We start from the raw sequence: 18,559 nt of genomic DNA, 5'->3' as shown, positions 1-18,559 counted from the left end.
TGACAGTGACCCAGCCCGCGGCCGTTACAGCCGCGACCACGGGGGAAACAGAGGGGGTGCCGGGCGGAACGCATCCCGACGGCCGCATACCATCGACCCGAGACCCTTCCGCCCGGCAGGCGCGGAAGACGCTTAGAACGAGGGGACACCGTGGACGAGAGCGGCGGGAGCGGGCAGCCGCGGTCCGGCGACGAGGACAAGGCCGAGCGCCACGCAACACCTGCGACCCCGGCCACCGGTCCCGCACGCCCACCCCGACAGGCCACGGGCAGCGACGAGCCCTCGACGCCCCCGGTCGACGAACCGACCATGGTGGTACGGCGCTTGCACCTTCCCGACGAGGGCCCGGCCGGGGACACCGCCGAGAAGCGCGGAGCGGATGGGCAGGAGGCGAAGGGGGAGCAGCCCCGCCCGTCCCGGACCGACGGCCGACAGGCCGGCACAGCGGACGCAGCGGACCGCGCGGCCCCGGCGAAGGACACGCGGGACCCCGCCCCCGACAGCCGGGCGGCGACCGGGCGGACGGACGCTCCCCGGCCCGATGCCGACGGCCCCACTGCGGCCACTCCGGCCCCCGCCCCGCCCCACTCCGACCGCCCCGCACCGACGCCGGAGGGCAGGCCGCAGGACGTCCACGGACCCGCCCCCCTGCCCGGTCCGCTCCCGCAGCACACCGCCGAAGCCCACCGCACCCTCGCGCACTCCGGCACCAGGGGACAGCCGCCCCGGCCGCCGGAGCCACGTGGCGGCCTGCTCATGGGACGGCCCTTCGGCGTCCCCGTGTACGTCGCCCCCAGCTGGTTCCTCGTCGCCGCCCTCATCACCTGGGTGTTCGGCGGACAGCTCGACCGTGTGCTGCCCGAGCTCGGCGCCGCCCGCTACCTCGTCTCCCTGTTCTTCGCGGTCGCCTTCTACGCCTCCGTCCTCGTCCACGAGCTCGCCCACACCGTCGCCGCCCTCCGGTTCAAGCTGCCCGTACGCCGCATCCAGCTGCAGTTCTTCGGTGGTGTCTCCGAGATCGAGAAGGAGACCGAGACACCGGGACGGGAATTCGTCCTCGCCTTCGTCGGACCGCTGCTCTCCCTCGTCCTCGCCGGCGTCTTCTACGCCGCCATGCAGACCGTCGAACCCGGCACCGTCCCCGGCGTCCTGCTGGCCGGCCTGATGATCTCCAACCTCATCGTGGCCGCCTTCAACCTGCTCCCCGGCCTGCCCCTCGACGGCGGCCGGATGCTCCGCGCGGTCGTCTGGAAGATCACCGGCAAGCCCATGAGCGGCACCATCGCCGCCGCCTGGGTCGGCCGCGCCCTCGCCGTCTCCGTCCTCGTCGGCCTCCCGTGGCTCACCCAGTCCGGCGCGCTCGGCTCCGAGGCCGTCGACGACATCGGCATGGACACCGTCATGGACGCCCTGCTCGCCGCGATCCTCGCCGCGATCATCTGGACCGGCGCCGGCAACAGCCTGCGCATGGCCCGGCTGCGCGAACACCTCCCCGACCTGCGCGCCCGTGCCCTCACCCGCCGCGCCGTCCCCGTGGAGAGCGACACCCCCCTCTCCGAGGCCCTGCGCCGCGCCAACACCGCCGGTGCCCGCGCCCTGGTCGTCGTCGACGCCGACGGCAACCCCCTCTCCCTGGTCCGCGAGGCCGCCATCGTCGGTGTACCGGAACACCGCCGCCCCTGGGTCGCCGTCAGCAGCCTCGCCCAGGAACTGACCGAGGGCATGCGCGTCTCCGCCGAACTGGCCGGAGAGGAACTCCTCGACGCGCTCCGCGCCACCCCCGCGACCGAGTACCTCGTGGTCGAGGAGACCGGCGAGATCTACGGCGTCCTGTCCGCGGCCGACGTCGAACGCGCCTTCGTGAAGGCCATGGCCCGGCCCAGCTGAGCACCGCTCTCCTCACGCGGTGCCCGGCGCACATTCCCGTGGTCGGCGACCCCCGAAAACGCCGGTAGGCTGTTCACATGTCCGAACCGACCGGTGCCGCCCGCAGGCGCGGGCCCTTCAAGGTCGGGGACCAGGTTCAGCTGACCGACCCCAAGGGCCGCCACTACACGTTCACGCTCGAGGCCGGGAAGAACTTCCACACCCACAAGGGTTCCTTCCCGCACGACGAACTGATCGGCGCTCCCGAGGGCAGCGTTGTCCGCACCACCGGGAACGTCGCCTACCTCGCGCTGCGCCCCCTGCTCCCCGACTACGTCCTGTCCATGCCCCGCGGGGCAGCCGTCGTCTACCCGAAGGACGCGGGGCAGATCCTCGCCTTCGCCGACATCTTCCCCGGCGCCCGCGTCGTCGAGGCCGGCGTCGGCTCCGGCTCGCTCAGCAGCTTCCTGCTGCGCGCCATCGGCGACCAGGGCATGCTGCACTCCTACGAGCGCCGCGAGGACTTCGCCGAGATCGCCAAGCAGAACGTGGAGCGCTACTTCGGCGGCCCGCACCCCGCCTGGCAGCTCACCGTCGGCGACCTCCAGGACAACCTGAGCGACACCGACGTCGACCGCGTCATCCTCGACATGCTCGCCCCCTGGGAGTGCCTGGAGGCCGTCTCCAAGGCACTCGTCCCCGGCGGCATCGTGTGCTGCTACGTCGCCACCACCACCCAGCTCGCCCGGACCGTCGAGTCCATCCGCGAGATCGGCTGCTTCAACGAGCCGACCGCCTGGGAGACGATGATCCGCAACTGGCACATCGAGGGCCTCGCCGTCCGCCCGGACCACCGGATGATCGGCCACACCGGCTTCCTGCTCACCGCCCGTCGCCTCGCCGACGGAGTCGAGCCGCCCATGCGCCGCCGCCGCCCCGCCAAGGGCGCCTACGGCGAGGACTACGAAGGCCCGAACGCCGACGGAGCCTCCCGCCGCTGAGGCGGCCCCGTGCCGCGTCCAACGCATCAGCGCTGTGGCCGAGTTCCCGGAAACCCTCCGGAACTCGGCCACAGCGCCTTTCCGTTGGCACGGCGCCCACCAGCGGCAAGTCCTACCGCCGCACGCCCCCCTCGCACCCCAACCGCCAGACATCCGGCACCGGAACTCCACACCCCCGCCGTTCCCCCGCACTGTGACGTATGGCACCATGCTGGCCACCCCCACCGGCACAGTCCTCACAGGAGACGCTCCTAGTGCAGCAAACCGCCGTCCCGGAACTGGCACACACGCACACCCGCCCGATCCACTGGCTCGCCACCGCCACAGCGGTCGCCGGTGTCGTGGCCCTCTCCTCAGTACTGCAGCCCAACTCGGCGACGGCGGCCCAGGCGGCCGGCCCCGAGACGAAGAACGCCCCCGTGGCCCTCGCACCCCCCGACCCCGCGGGCGTCGACTTCCCGCTCGAATGCGGCCCGGTGAAAGCCGTCGTGGTGAGAAAGGCCACCGGAGACCTGGACGGCGACGGCAGGCCCGAAACAGTGGCCGTCGTCCACTGCGACGCCCCCATGGGCACCCCGCCCGACGGCGTCTACGTCCTCACGCGGAACACGGCAACGGCCGCGCCCCGCGTCGTCGCGACCCTCGTCGACCCCAAGGACAGCATCACCGTCAGTGACCTCACCGTCCGCGACGGAGCCGTCCACGCCGACCTGCTCGGCTACTCGTCGGACGCCGTACCGCGGTGCTGCCCGGACGTGAAGGACAGCGCGAAGTGGCAGTGGAAGAACGGCGCGTTCGTGCGCTCGACTCCCGCCGGCGCCCACAGCGTCTGACCGCCGCCACCGAGGGCTGTGAGAAATCAGACAGTCGTAACACCCCGTAAGCGCAAGGTCACTCGGCGTCCGGACCGAAGATTTCGACCTTGTCCGAAACGCGACGCACATGGATGCACTCGCCCGGGCACTCCTTCGCCGAGTCCACCACATCGGTGAGAAGCGGCAGGGGCACGGGCGTTGTGGCCCCCTTGGCCTGCAGAAGCTCGTCCTCGCCGCTCTTCACATAGGCCAGGCCATCGATGTCCAGCTCGAACACCTCGGGCGCGTACTGGGCACAGATACCGTCCCCGGTGCAGAGATCCTGGTCGATCCAGACCTCCAGCGCCTCACCATCGACCCCGGCCGTCTGCTCCACGCTCATCTCTCCTGCCGTTTCCTACGTCGAGCCCGCACGGGAATCCGGCCAGCTCTGACGGGTGTTGAACGCCTTGAGCCTACCTGTGGCTGCTTTCCAATCATGTTCGGTGGGTATTCAGCTGGCGTGAGGGAGAGCGCAAGGGTGAAGATCGGACACACCTCGACAGTCTTTGTGATCTAGGGGTTTCAATCGACACCCACCCAGGTAGGGTCTGGAAGCGTCCAGCTCCCCTTGGAGGAGGTGAGGACCGTGGCAGCCCACGACGACGACATGAACCGCGGCATCCGCCCGGGACGCGGGTCCGACGACCCGGCCGGGCAGATCGCCTACCTTGAGCAGGAGATCGCCGTCCTGCGACGCAAGCTCGCCGACTCTCCGCGGCACACGAGGATTCTCGAAGAGCGGATCGTCGAGCTGCAGACCAACCTGGCCGGCGTGTCCGCACAGAACGAGCGGCTCGCCAACACGCTCCGTGAGGCCCGAGACCAGATCGTGGCCCTCAAGGAAGAGGTCGACCGGCTCGCACAGCCACCGGCCGGCTTCGGTGTCTTCCTGATGGCGAACGAGGACGGCACCGCCGACATCTTCACCGGCGGCCGCAAGCTCCGCGTGAACGTCAGCCCGAGCGTCGAACTCGACGACCTCAGGCGCGGCCAGGAAGTAATGCTCAACGAGGCGCTCAACGTGGTCGAGGCCATGGAGTTCGAGCGCGTCGGGGACATCGTCACCCTCAAGGAGATCCTTGAGGACGGCGAACGCGCCCTGGTGCTCGGGCACACCGACGAGGAACGGGTGGTACGGCTCGCCGAGCCGCTGCTGGACGTCACCATCCGTCCCGGCGACGCCCTGCTGCTCGAACCCCGCTCCGGCTACGTCTACGAGGTCGTCCCCAAGAGCGAGGTCGAGGAACTCGTCCTCGAAGAAGTACCGGACATCGGCTACGAACAGATCGGCGGCCTGGGCAACCAGATCGAGATGATCCGCGACGCCGTCGAGCTCCCGTACCTCTACCCCGACCTGTTCAAGGAGCACGAACTGCGGCCGCCCAAGGGCGTCCTCCTGTACGGGCCCCCCGGATGCGGCAAGACACTCATCGCCAAGGCCGTCGCCAACTCGCTGGCCAAGAAGGTGGCCGAAGTCACCGGCCAGGCCGCCGGCAAGAGCTTCTTCCTCAACATCAAGGGCCCCGAGCTCCTCAACAAGTACGTCGGTGAAACCGAGCGGCAGATCCGCCTCGTCTTCCAGCGCGCACGTGAGAAGGCCAGCGAGGGCACACCCGTCATCGTCTTCTTCGACGAGATGGAATCCCTCTTCCGCACCCGCGGCTCCGGTGTCAGCTCGGACGTGGAGAACACCATCGTCCCCCAGCTGCTCGCCGAGATCGACGGCGTGGAAGGCCTGCAGAACGTGGTCGTCATCGGCGCCTCCAACCGCGAGGACATGATCGACCCCGCCATCCTGCGCCCCGGCCGCCTCGACGTGAAGATCAAGATCGAGCGCCCGGACGCCGAAGCCGCCAAGGACATCTTCGGCAAGTACCTCACAGAACGCCTCCCGCTGCACTCCGAGGACCTCGGAGAGCACGGCGGCGACAGGTCGATGACGGTCCAGAGCATGATCCAGACCGCCGTCGAGCAGATGTACGCCGAATCCGAGGAGAACCGCTTCCTGGAGGTCACCTACGCCAACGGCGACAAGGAAGTCCTCTACTTCAAGGACTTCAACTCCGGCGCCATGATCGAGAACATCGTGGGCCGCGCCAAGAAGATGGCGATCAAGGACTTCCTGGAGCACAACCAGAAGGGCCTCCGCGTCTCCCACCTCCTCCAGGCCTGCGTGGACGAGTTCAAGGAGAACGAGGACCTGCCCAACACCACCAACCCGGACGACTGGGCCCGCATCTCCGGAAAGAAGGGCGAACGGATCGTCTACATCCGCACCCTCATCACCGGAAAGCAGGGCGCGGACACCGGGCGCTCCATCGACACGGTGGCCAACACCGGTCAGTACCTCTAAAAGACAGGGCGGCTGCGGGTGCCCTCACCGGGTACCCGCAGCCCACTGTTTTTCAGGCGAGGGCAATGACGCAAATGATCTCCCCACCAGCGCAAAGGCGTTCTAGGCTCTTCCGTACCGCCGAGTCGCGCAGTGCGGGGACGGGCACCGCACACGCAACCGAGCGCCAGCGGTACTTGTGCGGCACCCACGACCGAGGGTGCCGCCGGGCAAGGAGGGCCGCATGACCGTACGGCGAGTAATGGGCATCGAGACGGAGTACGGGATCTCCGTCCCCGGCCACCCAAACGCCAATGCCATGCTCACCTCATCCCAGATCGTCAACGCCTACGCGGCGGCGATGCACCGGGCCCGCCGGGCCCGCTGGGACTTCGAGGAGGAGAACCCGCTGCGCGACGCGCGAGGCTTCGACCTCGCCCGCGAGGCCGCCGACGCCAGCCAGCTCACCGACGAGGACATCGGCCTGGCCAACGTCATCCTCACCAACGGCGCGCGCCTCTACGTCGACCACGCGCACCCCGAGTACAGCGCGCCCGAGGTCACCAATCCGCGGGACGCCGTCCTCTGGGACAAGGCCGGCGAGCGGATCATGGCGGAGGCCGCGGAGCGGGCGGCCCAGCTGCCCGGCGCCCAGCCGATCCACCTCTACAAGAACAACACCGACAACAAGGGCGCCTCCTACGGCACGCACGAGAACTACCTGATGAAGCGGGAGACCCCCTTCTCCGACATCGTGCGCCACCTCACGCCCTTCTTCGTCTCCCGCCAGGTCTTCGCCGGGGCCGGCCGCGTCGGCATCGGCCAGGACGGCCACGAACACGGCTTCCAGATCAGCCAGCGCGCGGACTACTTCGAGGTCGAGGTCGGGCTGGAGACCACCCTCAAACGCCCGATCATCAACACCCGGGACGAGCCGCACGCCGACGCCGAGAAGTACCGCCGCCTGCATGTGATCATCGGTGACGCGAACCTCTCCGAGATCTCGACGTACCTGAAGCTGGGCACCACCGCCCTGGTCCTGTCGATGATCGAGGACGGCTTCATCGCCGTGGATCTCGCGATCGACCAGCCCGTGCGCACCCTGCACCAGGTCTCGCACGACCCGTCCCTCCAGCGCCTGATCACGCTACGCAGCGGCCGCACACTCACCGCCGTGCAGCTCCAGATGGAGTACTACGAGCTCTCCCGCAAGTACGTCGAGGAGCGCTTCGGCGCGGACGCGGACGAGCAGACCAAGGACGTCCTGTCCCGCTGGGAAGACACCCTGAACCGCCTGGAACACGATCCGATGAGCCTGGCCGGCGAACTGGACTGGGTCGCCAAGCGCGAGCTCATGGAGGGCTACCGGCGCCGCGATAGCCTCGACTGGGACGCCGCGAAGCTCCACCTCCTCGACCTCCAGTACGCCGACGTACGGCCCGAGAAGGGCCTGTACAACCGCCTGGCGGCCCGGGGCCGCATGAAGCGGCTCCTGACCGAGGCGGACGTCGAGCGGGCCAAGGCCAAGCCGCCGGAGGACACGCGCGCGTACTTCCGCGGACGCTGCCTGGAGCAGTACGCCGACGACGTCGCCGCCGCGTCCTGGGACTCGGTCATCTTCGACCTGCCCGGCCGGGACTCCCTCCAGCGCGTTCCAACCCTCGAACCACTTCGCGGAACGCGAAATCACGTCAAGGAGCTCCTGGACCGCTGCCGCACCGCGGAAGACCTGGTCAGGGTCCTGTCAGGCAACTGAGGGTACTCGGGCGGTGTCGGCCGGACTCCGGCTGGGCAGGGTGGAAAACCCGGCGTCCGGGAATCATCGAGGTGGCCCCCGTACGTTGGAGAAACTGCGGGGCCGATGTCAGACCCGGCTTGTAGGGTCTGATCATCACCGATCGGCAGGAAAGCCGACCTGTCGACCATGTCGGGCGAACTGAGCGGGGTGAGGGATATGGCAACCAAGGACACCGGCGGCGGACAGCAGAAGGCCACGCGCTCCACGGAGGAGGTCGAGGAGCAGGCGGCTGAGGCGCAGGCTTCGGAGGACCTCAAGGAGCGGCACGAGAAGCTGAGCGACGACGTGGACTCCGTCCTGGACGAGATCGACGACGTCCTTGAGGAGAACGCCGAGGACTTCGTGCGGTCCTTCGTTCAAAAGGGTGGTCAGTAACCCACCTTTTCCTTCGGATCGAAGGCGTACGGGGTGGAGTGGTGGTCGGAGAGCCGGAGCTGAAGTGCTGCGCGCGGTGCGGTGGACCCAAGCCGCACCGCGCGCAGCCTTCGCGCTCGGGCGCGCGTATTCGGCATCACCGAAGCCGAGCGGTATCCGATGGTCGCCGCTCGTCGCGGGCTCTGCATGATCCTCTCAAGGGTCCGGCCGTTCATGTGGATCACTGCCGCAACACGGGTAGGGTCCGTGGCGTACTGTGCTTCAACTGCAATTCCGGCCTCGGCCTGTTGAGGGACGATCCCGAAGCGATGAACCGAGCTGCCGACTACCTGGAAGGAAACGCGTGGAAGCCAACACTCGTAGCACCGGGCGTCTACCAGCTGCCTTCCTGACGCCTGGGTCCTCCTCCTTCATGGACTTTCTCGCCGAGCACCAGCCGGAGCTGCTGCCCGGCAACCGCCAACTCCCGCCCACCCAGGGCGTGATCGAGGCGCCGCACGGCACGACCATCGTGGCCGCGACGTTCCCGGGGGGCGTGGTGCTGGCCGGTGACCGGCGGGCGACCATGGGTAACGTGATCGCCCAGCGCGACATCGAGAAGGTGTTCCCCGCCGACGAGTACTCGGCCGTCGGTATCGCCGGTACCGCCGGTCTGGCCGTCGAGATGGTCAGGCTCTTCCAGCTGGAGCTGGAGCACTTCGAGAAGGTCGAGGGTGCTCAGCTGTCGCTGGAGGGCAAGGCGAACCGGTTGTCGACCATGATCAGGTCGAACCTGGGAATGGCGATGCAGGGGCTGGCCGTGGTGCCGCTCTTCGCCGGATACGACGTCGACCGGGCGAAGGGGCGGATCTTCTCCTACGACGTGACGGGTGGTCGTTCGGAGGAGCAGGGCTACGCCGCCACCGGCTCGGGGTCGATCTTCGCGCGCGGTGCCATGAAGAAGCTCTTCCGTGCCGACCTCACCGAGGCCGAGGCCACGACGCTCGTGGTGCAGGCCCTGTATGACGCGGCCGACGACGACTCGGCGACCGGTGGTCCCGATGTCGCCCGCCGGATCTACCCCATCGTCACGGTGATCACCGAGGACGGTTTCCGCCGGCTCGGCGACGACGAGTCCTCCGAGATCGCCCGTTCCATCCTGGAGCGGCGTCTGGAGCAGCCCGACGGCCCGCGGGCCGCGCTGCTGTAGGCGGCGGGCTCGGTCTTATCAAGGTGATCCTGTGACTTCGACTGAAAGGGACGGATAACCGGTGTCGACGCCGTTCTATGTCTCACCTCAGCAGGCGATGACCGACCGCGCGGAGTTCGCCCGCAAGGGCATCGCGCGCGGCCGCAGCCTGGTCGTGCTGCAGTACGCCGATGGCATCGTCTTCATCGGCGAGAATCCGTCCCGCGCGCTGCACAAGTTCAGCGAGATCTACGACCGGATCGGCTTCGCGGCGGCCGGCAAGTACAACGAGTACGAGAATCTGCGGATCGGCGGGGTGCGGTATGCCGATCTCCGTGGTTACACCTATGACCGTGACGACGTGACCGCTCGCGGTCTCGCCAATGTCTACGCCCAGACGCTGGGCACGATCTTCTCTTCCGCGGCCGAGAAGCCGTACGAGGTGGAGCTGGTCGTCGCCGAGGTGGGGGAGACGCCGGAGGGCGACCAGATCTACCGGCTGCCGCATGACGGTTCCATCGTGGACGAGCACGGTTCGGTCGCGGTCGGCGGCAATGCCGAGCAGATCAGCAGCTTCCTGGATCAGCGTCACCGGGACGGCATGAGCCTGGCCGAGGCGCTCAAGCTGGCCGTGCAGGCTCTGTCGCGTGACACGAACGGCACGCAGCGGGAGATCCCCGCCGAGCGCCTGGAGGTCGCGGTGCTGGACCGTACGCGTCCGCAGGCGCGCAAGTTCAAGCGCATCGTCGGCCGGCAGCTCGTCCGGCTGCTGGAGGCCGACGGGGCGGCCAGCGAGGCCGAGAGCGCCGAGAACCCGGAGGACTCCGGTAGTTCCGAGGAGTGATCCCGCCTCACCCGCCCGCCCTGTGCCCCGGCCGACTCCTCGGCCGGGGCACAGGGCGTCTCAGGGCACGCTGGGCGGCGCTGTGGAGCCTCGGACGACGAGCTCGACCGGAATGTCCCCGCCGTCGGGCCGGCGGCCGTCCAGGACCGCCAGGAGGGCCTGCATGCCGCGTTCCCCGAACAGCTCGGCGTCCAGCCGTACGGTCGTCAGTTCGGGGTCGATGGCGGTGGCCAGGGCCAGGTCGTCCAGGCCGGTGACGGAGATGTCGTCGGGGATGCGCAGGCCGAGGCGGCGTACGGCCTTGTAGGCGCCGGCGGCGAGTTTGTCGTCGTCGCAGATGATCGCCGTGGGGCGGGGGCCCTTGGCGGAGAGCGCGGTCTCGGCGGCGGTGCGGGCGCCTTCGATGGAGATGGGCGCGCGGACGGTCAGCAGTGAGGTGCCGGGCACCGCGCCGACGCGGGCGGCCAGTTCCCGCGCGCGTACTTCGAAGGTCCAGGACGCCACGTCCGCCGCCAGGTGCAGCAGGCGGCGGTGGCCGAGGCCCAGCAGGTGGCCGGCGACCTGGCGGACACCGTCGGCGATGTCGAGGTTCACCGTGGCCGCGCCCAGGCTGCCCTCGGGGTCGCTGTCCAGCATGACCAGGGGGAGCTGGTCGCCACGGAGGGCGGTGAGGGCGTCGGCGGCCATCGAGGAGGCGATGATGCCGTCCAGGGCGGCCTGGGCGGAGGCGAAGGGGTCGCGGGCGGGGCCGATGCCTTCGGGGGAGGGGTACAGGACGACGCCGAAGCCGTTCTGGGCGGCGATACGGGCGGCTCCGGTGTAGACGCCGGCGAAGAACTCGGTGGTCAGGGCGGGGACGACGAGCAGGACGGTGCGGGTGCGGCCGAGGCGGAGGTTGCGGGCGGCGAGGTTGGGCCGGTAGCCGAGTTCGCGGGCGGCTTCGCGGACGCGTTCGGCCGTGGCCTGCGAGACGCGTCCGCGCCACTTGTCGCCGAGCACTAGGGAGACCGCGGCCTGGGAGACTCCCGCGGCCTGGGCGACGTCCCGGCTGGTGGGGCGGGTGCTGCCGTGTGCCACCGTCCGCCTGCTTCCTTCTTCTGGGCGTTCGCCGCCAGGCGCTTCGGCCGGGGGCGCACTCCTGCTCGTCTGGACTCGTGAACAGCGCACATGGTACGTATGACGGGAGACGTTATACGTAAAACTTCGGCGGAGGGCGGCGCGGCTGATGACCGGCGCATACGTGGAGATCCTCAGGGCGAGGCATGCCGCCCGGCTGCTCGTCGGCACCCTCATAGGCAGGCTGCCGAACGCCGTCGCCTCCCTGGCGATCGTGCTGTTCGTGCGCGCGGAGGGCGGTTCCTACAGCCTGGCCGGGGCGCTGGCGGCCGTCTACGGGGTCGCCAACGCCGTGGGCCAGCCGGTGCTGGGGCGGCTGGTGGACCTGTTCGGCCAGCCCAGGGTGCAGCTGCCCGCCGCGGTCGCGTCGGCCCTCGCGATGGCCGTGTTCGCCTTCACGGGCATCGGCCCGCTGCCGCTCGCCTATGCGGCCGTGGCGGCCTCCGGCTTGTTCACACCGCCCCTGGAGGGCGGGCTGCGGGCGCTGTGGTCGTCCGTCCTGCACAAGGACGGCCAGGTGCACACGGCGTACGCCATGGACGCCGTGGCGCAGGAGGTCATGTTCACCCTCGGACCGTTGCTGCTGACCCTGTGCACCTCGCTGTGGAGTGCGCAGGCGGCGCTGCTGGTCCTGAACGTCGTCGGGGTACTGGGCGCGCTCTCGGTGGTCGTGTCGCCGCCCTCGCGCGCGTGGCGTTCGGCACCGCGCGAGGCGCACTGGCTGGGAGCGCTGCGGTCGGCGGGGCTGCTGGCGCTTCTCGCCGCCTTCCTGTTCATCGGCGTGGCGATGGGGTCGATCGCGGTCGCGGCCATGTCGTACGCGGACGACAACGGCGGCGACGCGGTGTACGGCTGGCTGATGGCGGGCCTGGGGCTGGGCGCGCTGGTCGGCGGCACGGTGTACGGGGCGCGGCAGTGGGGTGGTGAGCCGGCGCGGCGACTGTGCGGGCTGGTGGCCCTTCTGGCGGTGTGTTATCTGCCGCTGATGCTGATGCCGGGTGCGGTCACCATGACGCTGCTGAGCGTGCTCTCCGGGGTGTTTCTCGCGCCGTGCATCGCCTGTGCGTTCGTACTGGTGGACCGGCACGCCCCGCGGGGGACGGTCACCGAGGCGTTCTCGTGGCTCGTGACGACGTTCACGGTGGGCGCGTCGGTCGGAACGGGCCTGGCGGGGCCGGTCGTCGAGGAGGGCGGCGCGGTGTGGGGGTTCGCCGTACCGAGTGCCGCGGGGGCCGTGTCGTTGCTGGTCCTGCTCGCCACGGGACGGGTCCTCGCAGCTCCCGTGAGGGGGGCGGTGGTTGCGGCTTCATCGGAAAATGATCCAAACCGTGCCGTCGAACCCCGTTTCAGCTCGGGGGATCGGGCGTAATGTTCAGTCATGGACCGCCGCATTTTCGGGCTGGAGAACGAGTACGGCGTCACGTGCACGTTCAGGGGACAGCGCCGCCTGTCGCCTGACGAGGTGGCGCGGTACCTCTTCCGCCGTGTCGTGTCATGGGGCCGCAGCAGCAATGTCTTTCTGCGAAACGGCGCCCGCCTCTATCTCGACGTGGGGTCACATCCGGAATACGCGACACCCGAATGTGACAACGTGACCGAACTGGTCACCCACGACAAGGCCGGCGAGCGCATTCTGGAAGGACTCCTGGTAGACGCGGAACGACGCCTGCACGAGGAGGGAATCGCGGGCGACGTCTACCTCTTCAAGAACAACACCGACTCGGCGGGCAACTCGTATGGCTGCCACGAGAACTATCTCGTGGCGCGGCACGGGGAGTTCTCCCGGCTGGCCGACATCCTCATCCCGTTCCTTGTCACGCGCCAGTTGCTGTGCGGTGCGGGCAAGGTCCTGCAGACCCCGCGCGGTGCGGTGTACTGCGTCAGTCAGCGGGCGGAGCACATCTGGGAGGGCGTCTCCTCGGCGACGACGCGTTCCCGGCCGATCATCAACACGCGCGACGAGCCGCACGCGGACGCCGAGCGCTACCGCCGCCTGCATGTGATCGTGGGCGACTCCAACATGTCCGAGACGACCATGCTGCTCAAGGTCGGCGCCACCGACCTGGTGCTGCGCATGATCGAGGCGGGCACCGTGATGCGCGACCTGACCCTGGAGAACCCGATCCGGGCGATCCGCGAGGTCAGCCACGACATCACCGGCCGCCGCAAGGTGCGCCTGGCCAGCGGCCGGGAGGCCTCGGCGCTGGAGGTGCAGCGCGAGTACTACGAGAAGGCCGTGGACTTCTGCGAGCGTCGCGGGATCCGCACCGGCACGGTCGAGCAGGTCCTGGAGCTGTGGGGCCGCACGCTGGAGGCGATCGAGTCCGAGGATCTCGACCGCATCGGCACCGAGATCGACTGGGTGATGAAGTACAAGCTCATCGAGCGGTACCGGGCCAAGCACAACATGACCATGTCGCATCCGCGGGTGGCGCAGATAGACCTCGCCTATCACGACATCCACCGCCGTCGCGGCCTGTACTACCTGCTGGAGAAAAAGGGTCAGGCCGCGCGTATCTGCAACGACTTGAAGATCTTCGAGGGCAAGTCGGTTCCGCCGCAGACCACTCGGGCCCGGCTGCGCGGCGACTTCATCCGCAGGGCCCAGGAACAGCGCCGGGACTTCACCGTCGACTGGGTCCACCTCAAGCTCAACGACCAGGCTCAGCGCACGGTGTTGTGCAAGGACCCGTTCCGTTCGGTGGACGACCGCGTGGAGAAGCTGATCGCGGGAATGTGATCCCGGCATTGAGGAAAACGGGCCACGGGCCCCGTACGTTCTCGTACGGGGCCCGTCGCACGCCCTAGAGTGGCGGGCGACCACAGTGCCGTCTTGAGATCTGAGGAACACGTGCGCCGAATTGCCGGCCTTCTCGTCGTGCCGCTGCTGCTGCTCTCCGCGGCGGGCTGCGGCAGCGACGACAAGGGCTCCGACTCCAGCTCCGCCAAGAACGGGGTGCCCGCGATCACCAAGGGTGCCGAGTTCGGGCAGAAGCCGACTCTGGCCAAGGGGGAGGGTGACCCGCCGAAGGAGCTGAAGGTCGAGGTCATCAAGGAGGGGAACGGCGCGAAGCTCAAGAAGGGCGATGCCGCCGAGGTGAACTACCTCGGGCAGGAATACGACGAGTCCGAGCCGTTCGACAACAGCTTCGACCGCGGCCAGCCGTTCTCGCTCACCCTGGGCGCGGGCGGCGTCATCCAGGGCTGGGAGAAGGGCCTGGAGGGCCAGAAGGTCGGCAGCCGCGTGGAGCTGGTGATCCCCCCGGACCTGGGGTACGGGGCGCAGGGTCAGGGTGACATCAAGGCCAATGCCACGCTGGTGTTCGTCGTGGACATCGTGAAGGGTACGACCATCCCCGCGTCGGCGAAGGGCACGGAGGTCGCGCAGGACGCCATCGACCTGCCGAAGGTCGGCACGAACACCGACGGCAAGGCACCGAAGGTGACGATGCCGAAGGACAGCGACCCGCCGAAGAAGCTCGTCTCCAACTACGTGCTGGAGAGCGACGGCGCCGTCGTGAAGGACACGGACAGCGTGGTCGTGAACTATGTCGCCCTGCTGTGGGAGGGCGGCAAGAAGTTCGACAGCACGTATGACGCGGGCAAGACGGCGACGTTTCCGCTGGACCAGTTGTCGATCAAGGGTCTGAAGAACGGTCTCGTGGGCAAGAAGGCCGGCAGCCGGGTGCTGCTCGTCCTGCCGCCCGACCAGGCCTTCGGCGACCAGGAGCAGCAGGGTGTCCCGAAGAACTCCACGCTGGTCTTCGCCGTCGACATTCTGGCCGTGATGTAAGACTGGGCAGGTTGCCCATCAGTCATCGCGCATGACACACGTACCAATAGGAGTCACTGCAGTGAGCATCGACAAGCCCGAGATCGACTTCCCGGGCGGCGAGCCCCCGGCGGACCTGGAGATCAAGGACATCTGGGAGGGCGACGGCCCGGTTGCGCAGGCGGGCCAGACCGTCACCGTCCACTACGTGGGCGTGGCCTTCAGCACGGGTGAGGAGTTCGACGCCAGCTGGAACCGCGGTACGCCGTTCCGCTTCCCGCTGGGCGCCGGCCGTGTCATCAAGGGCTGGGACCAGGGCGTGCAGGGCATGAAGGTCGGCGGCCGCCGCCAGCTGACCATCCCGGCCCACCTCGCCTACGGCAACCAGAGCCCGACCCCGGCGATCAAGCCCGGCGAGACGCTGATCTTCGTGGTCGACCTGCTCGGTGTCTGACCGACGTGTCCTGAAGGTCGGCTCCGAACGGTGAGCGACTGATCGGCGTACGACCGGACCCGACTACCTGGGGCCCATGCCTGTCCGGGCATGGGCCCTCGGCTTTTGCCACGCCACTGCGGGGCGGTACGGTCATCGTCCGTAAGCACCATAGGGAAGGCGAAGGGCGTCGATGGCCATTGCCAAGGCCGAGCGGCTCATGAACCTGGCGCTGTGTCTGCTCGGGACGCGGCGGCCACTGAGCAAGCGCGAGCTTCGTGAGTCCATCGAGGCCTACCTGGAAGCCGGCTCGGACGATTCCTTCAACCGGATGTTCGAGCGCGACAAGGACGACCTGCGCGAGCTCGGCCTGGTCATCGAGACCGTCGAGAACCTCGACGGCGAGGTCGGCTATCTCGCGCGCCGGGACAGCAACCGCCTCCCGCCCATCACGCTGGACGCCGAGGAGGCCGCCGCCCTGGGCCTGGCCGCCAAGGTGTGGCAGCAGGCCCGGCTCGCGGGCGCGGCCAGCGGCGCCCTGCAGAAGCTGCGGGCGGCGGGACTGCCCGAGGACGTCGACCCGTACGAGGCACACGGCGCCCTGGAGCCCCGTATCCCCGTGCACGAGGCCGCGTTCGAGCCGCTGATGCTGGCCTGCCGCGACCGCCGCCCCGTCGTCTTCGACTACCGCAAGGCCACCGCCGCCCGCCCCGAACCCCGGCATGTCGAGCCGTGGGCGCTGGAGTGCTGGCGCGGGCACTGGTACCTGGCGGGCTGGGACCGCGACCGGGGTGCCGAGCGAGTCTTCAGGCTGTCCCGCATCACCGGCAAGGTGCGCTCGCGCAGCGGCCGCTTCACCGCCGAGGTCCCCGATGTGGTCACCGTCCGGGAGACCGTCGCGAGCTGGGCGGGGGAGACCGCTGACCGCAGCGCGCTGATCCGCCTGCGTACGGGCGCCGGGTACCCCCTTCGGGCGAAGGCGACCTCGGTGCGGGAACTCGGCGACGGCTGGGACGAGTTGGAGATTCCGTACGGCCACGGCCTGGATGCCTGGCTGGTGGAGTTCGGGCCCGACGTGGTGGTGCTGGAGCCCGCCGAGCTGCGGGCCGATGTGGTGGACCGGCTGCGTGCCGTGGCCAAGGGCTGAGGGGGAGCGGAGCGACACAGTGGCAGGCAAACCGGTCAGGCCCGTCAACGCCATCGACCAGACCAGACGGATGCTCTCCCTGGTGACGTATCTCAGGGAGCGGCCCGGTGCCCGGGTCGAGGACGTGGCGCGCGCCTTCGGCATCTCCGAGGACGAGCTGGTCTCGGACCTCGATGTGCTGCCCATGTGCGGCACCAGCTTCCGCGGCGGCGATCTGCTCGACATCGACACCGACGGCGAGCGCATCTGGTGGCACAACCCCGACGATGTCGCGGAGCCGCTGCGGCTCGCCGCCGACGAGGCGACCGCGCTCCTGGTGGCCGCCCGGGCCGTGGCCACGCTGCCCGGGCTGCGCGAGAGCGACCGGCAGGCGCTGCTGCGGGCGACCGCCAAGGTGGAGGCGGCGGCCGGGGAGACGGCCGGCGCCAGTTCGCGGCTGTCGGTGACCTTCGAGTCCGAGGGCGGTGTCTTCGCGGACGTCGACCGGGCGATCTCCGAGCGGCGCCGGCTGTGGATCCGCTACTACTCGCCGGCCCGCGACGAGGTCACCGAGCGCGAGATCGACCCCATCCGCCTGGTCAGCGTCGGCCACACCTACGTCGAGGCCTGGTGCCGGCGCTCCGAGGCGCGCCGCACCTTCCGGCTCGACCGGGTCGCCGAGATCAAGATCCTGGACGAGCCGTCGGCGCCGCCCGAGATAGAGCTGCGGGACCTGTCCGAGGGACTCGTGCAGCCCGCCGCGGAGGACCCGGAGGTCGTCGTCGAGGTCGGCCCGGGCGGCCGCTGGGTCGCCGAGTACTACCCGCACGACAGCGCGGATGAGCTCGCGGACGGTGGGCTGCGTATCACCCTGCGTACCCCCGAGCCGGCGTCGCTGCGGCGCCTCGCGCTGCGGCTCGGGCGCGACGGCCGTATCGTCTCGCCGCCCGAGCTGGCGGACAGCGCCCGGCAGGCGGCCCGCGAGGCGCTGGCGGCGTACGACGGCGTCGAGACGCAGGGCGCCCACGGAGCGCACGGGCTTCAGGACGGGCAGTAAGACGGGCAGTAGGACAGGCAGTGCGACAGGCCTTCGACAGGCAGTGCGACAGGCGGGAGCAGAGGCTTTGAGCGAGTCGGCGACGTCCGGTGTGCGGGAGATGACGGTGGCGTCCGCGTTCGCCGGGATGAGAAGCGTGACTCCGGTGGTGTTCAAGGCGGGCTGCCCGGACTGCCGGGGCCGTTTCGAACTCGCCGCCGGCGCCCTGCGCCTCGCCATCGGCGCGACCAGCCGTACGACCTTCTACTCCTTCACCTGCCCCGAGTGCGGCGTCTCCGTCCGCAAGCCGGCGGGCGAGCGGATCGTCGAGCTGCTGACCGGGGGCGGTGTTCGTACCCTGCGGCTGCATTCCACGCTCTAGGACGGTCTAGGCTCGGCGTCATGTTCTGGCCGATGTTCGCGGTAGCCGTGGGTTTTGTGGGTCTCGTCGTTCTCGGTGTGCTCGCCGTGCGGGTCTTCCTGGAGGCCCAGCGCCTGGGCAGGCAGGTCACGGAGTCGGCGCGGCGCATCAGCAGGGCGGCCGAGGATCTGGAGCGGGCGACGGTGAGCGCGGCCCGGGCTGTGGACTCGTTGTAGGGCGGCCAAGTATCAGGTGTGAGTCCTGTCCCCGTGCGTTTTGGGCCACTTCGCCCTGTCAACTTGGCGGTCGGGACAGGTACGCTGCTGGTCGCGGCCCGGAGAACGAGGCCCGGTCCGCGGACAGGGAGTACGCACGGGGATTGCCTGACGTTTACCCCTGAGCGTTACGATCGCTGTCAACACGATTGTTCGGACACATGTCCGACCGGTCGGACAGCACCCCACCCCAGCCGCC

At 69.4% G+C, this 18,559-nt stretch carries 19 protein-coding genes; 17 read left to right on the top strand and 2 right to left on the bottom strand.

The window, feature by feature from the left end:
- Positions 1 to 150 precede the first annotated feature (150 nt).
- From AQI70_RS27290 to AQI70_RS27280, 3 genes are all read left to right on the top strand, one after another.
- Entirely contained in the window at positions 151 to 1,887 is a 1,737-nt protein-coding gene (locus tag AQI70_RS27290; RefSeq protein WP_062154616.1) for a site-2 protease family protein, read from the top strand.
- 77 nt (positions 1,888 to 1,964) lie between these two features.
- Complete coding sequence (locus tag AQI70_RS27285) at positions 1,965 to 2,867, top strand: tRNA (adenine-N1)-methyltransferase (protein ID WP_004002523.1); 903 nt, start codon at positions 1,965 to 1,967, stop codon at positions 2,865 to 2,867.
- A 254-nt stretch (positions 2,868 to 3,121) separates the two neighbouring features.
- On the top strand, positions 3,122 to 3,700 hold the full coding sequence (locus tag AQI70_RS27280) for a hypothetical protein (RefSeq protein ID WP_062154614.1): 579 nt from the start codon (positions 3,122 to 3,124) through the stop codon (positions 3,698 to 3,700).
- Positions 3,701 to 3,758: 58 nt separating this feature from the next.
- Here the strand turns inward: AQI70_RS27280 and AQI70_RS27275 are convergent, their stop codons facing one another.
- A complete protein-coding gene (locus AQI70_RS27275; RefSeq protein ID WP_062154613.1) occupies positions 3,759 to 4,064 on the bottom strand; it encodes a ferredoxin in 306 nt (101 codons plus the stop codon).
- A gap of 246 nt (positions 4,065 to 4,310) precedes the next feature.
- Between AQI70_RS27275 and arc the strand changes: the two genes are divergently transcribed.
- From arc to prcA, 6 genes are all read left to right on the top strand, one after another.
- Positions 4,311 to 6,077 (top strand): proteasome ATPase, encoded by a 1,767-nt coding sequence (arc, locus tag AQI70_RS27270; RefSeq protein ID WP_062154612.1) that lies wholly within the window; start codon positions 4,311 to 4,313, stop codon positions 6,075 to 6,077.
- Between the two features lie 223 nt (positions 6,078 to 6,300).
- Complete coding sequence (dop, locus tag AQI70_RS27265; protein WP_341845968.1) at positions 6,301 to 7,812, top strand: depupylase/deamidase Dop; 1,512 nt, start codon at positions 6,301 to 6,303, stop codon at positions 7,810 to 7,812.
- 198 nt (positions 7,813 to 8,010) lie between these two features.
- On the top strand, positions 8,011 to 8,229 hold the full coding sequence (locus AQI70_RS27260) for a ubiquitin-like protein Pup (protein ID WP_062154959.1): 219 nt from the start codon (positions 8,011 to 8,013) through the stop codon (positions 8,227 to 8,229).
- Positions 8,230 to 8,267: 38 nt separating this feature from the next.
- Positions 8,268 to 8,621, top strand: coding sequence for an endonuclease domain-containing protein (locus AQI70_RS37785; RefSeq protein ID WP_341845967.1), 354 nt, complete (start codon positions 8,268 to 8,270; stop codon positions 8,619 to 8,621).
- Complete coding sequence (prcB, locus tag AQI70_RS27255) at positions 8,573 to 9,418, top strand: proteasome subunit beta (protein ID WP_062154609.1); 846 nt, start codon at positions 8,573 to 8,575, stop codon at positions 9,416 to 9,418. Before AQI70_RS37785 ends, prcB begins: the two co-directional genes overlap by 49 nt.
- A 61-nt stretch (positions 9,419 to 9,479) precedes the next feature.
- A complete protein-coding gene (gene prcA / locus AQI70_RS27250) occupies positions 9,480 to 10,241 on the top strand; it encodes a proteasome subunit alpha (RefSeq protein WP_062154607.1) in 762 nt (253 codons plus the stop codon).
- 60 nt (positions 10,242 to 10,301) lie between these two features.
- Here prcA and AQI70_RS27245 read toward each other — a convergent pair whose 3' ends face one another.
- Positions 10,302 to 11,318, bottom strand: a complete 1,017-nt coding sequence (locus tag AQI70_RS27245) for a LacI family DNA-binding transcriptional regulator (RefSeq protein WP_062154605.1) — start codon at positions 11,316 to 11,318, stop codon at positions 10,302 to 10,304.
- 148 nt (positions 11,319 to 11,466) lie between these two features.
- On the opposite strand from AQI70_RS27245, the gene AQI70_RS27240 reads away from it, so the two are divergent.
- The 8 genes from AQI70_RS27240 to AQI70_RS27205 all read left to right on the top strand — a co-directional run bounded on the left by AQI70_RS27240 (position 11,467) and on the right by AQI70_RS27205 (position 18,321).
- Positions 11,467 to 12,726 (top strand): MFS transporter, encoded by a 1,260-nt coding sequence (locus tag AQI70_RS27240; RefSeq protein ID WP_062154603.1) that lies wholly within the window; start codon positions 11,467 to 11,469, stop codon positions 12,724 to 12,726.
- 9 nt (positions 12,727 to 12,735) lie between these two features.
- A complete protein-coding gene (pafA, locus tag AQI70_RS27235) occupies positions 12,736 to 14,097 on the top strand; it encodes a Pup--protein ligase (protein WP_031486669.1) in 1,362 nt (453 codons plus the stop codon).
- Positions 14,098 to 14,208: 111 nt separating this feature from the next.
- Positions 14,209 to 15,150, top strand: coding sequence for an FKBP-type peptidyl-prolyl cis-trans isomerase (locus tag AQI70_RS27230; protein WP_062154601.1), 942 nt, complete (start codon positions 14,209 to 14,211; stop codon positions 15,148 to 15,150).
- A 61-nt stretch (positions 15,151 to 15,211) separates the two neighbouring features.
- A complete protein-coding gene (locus tag AQI70_RS27225; RefSeq protein WP_004002537.1) occupies positions 15,212 to 15,583 on the top strand; it encodes an FKBP-type peptidyl-prolyl cis-trans isomerase in 372 nt (123 codons plus the stop codon).
- Between the two features lie 172 nt (positions 15,584 to 15,755).
- Positions 15,756 to 16,709, top strand: coding sequence for a helix-turn-helix transcriptional regulator (locus tag AQI70_RS27220; protein WP_062154599.1), 954 nt, complete (start codon positions 15,756 to 15,758; stop codon positions 16,707 to 16,709).
- Positions 16,710 to 16,728: 19 nt separating this feature from the next.
- Positions 16,729 to 17,745 (top strand): helix-turn-helix transcriptional regulator, encoded by a 1,017-nt coding sequence (locus AQI70_RS27215; protein ID WP_062154597.1) that lies wholly within the window; start codon positions 16,729 to 16,731, stop codon positions 17,743 to 17,745.
- Positions 17,746 to 17,812: 67 nt separating this feature from the next.
- Positions 17,813 to 18,106 carry a hypothetical protein gene (locus AQI70_RS27210; protein WP_004002540.1) on the top strand — a complete coding sequence of 98 codons (294 nt, stop codon included), beginning with the start codon at positions 17,813 to 17,815 and terminating at the stop codon, positions 18,104 to 18,106.
- Between the two features lie 20 nt (positions 18,107 to 18,126).
- Positions 18,127 to 18,321, top strand: a complete 195-nt coding sequence (locus AQI70_RS27205; RefSeq protein ID WP_004002541.1) for a hypothetical protein — start codon at positions 18,127 to 18,129, stop codon at positions 18,319 to 18,321.
- Positions 18,322 to 18,559 lie beyond the last annotated feature (238 nt).

The sequence above is a fragment of the Streptomyces curacoi genome (genome assembly GCF_001513975.1).
GTDB classification, from domain to species: domain Bacteria; phylum Actinomycetota; class Actinomycetes; order Streptomycetales; family Streptomycetaceae; genus Streptomyces; species Streptomyces curacoi.
Note: the sequence above shows the minus strand (reverse complement) of the source record. Positions and strands in the feature narration are given on the sequence as shown.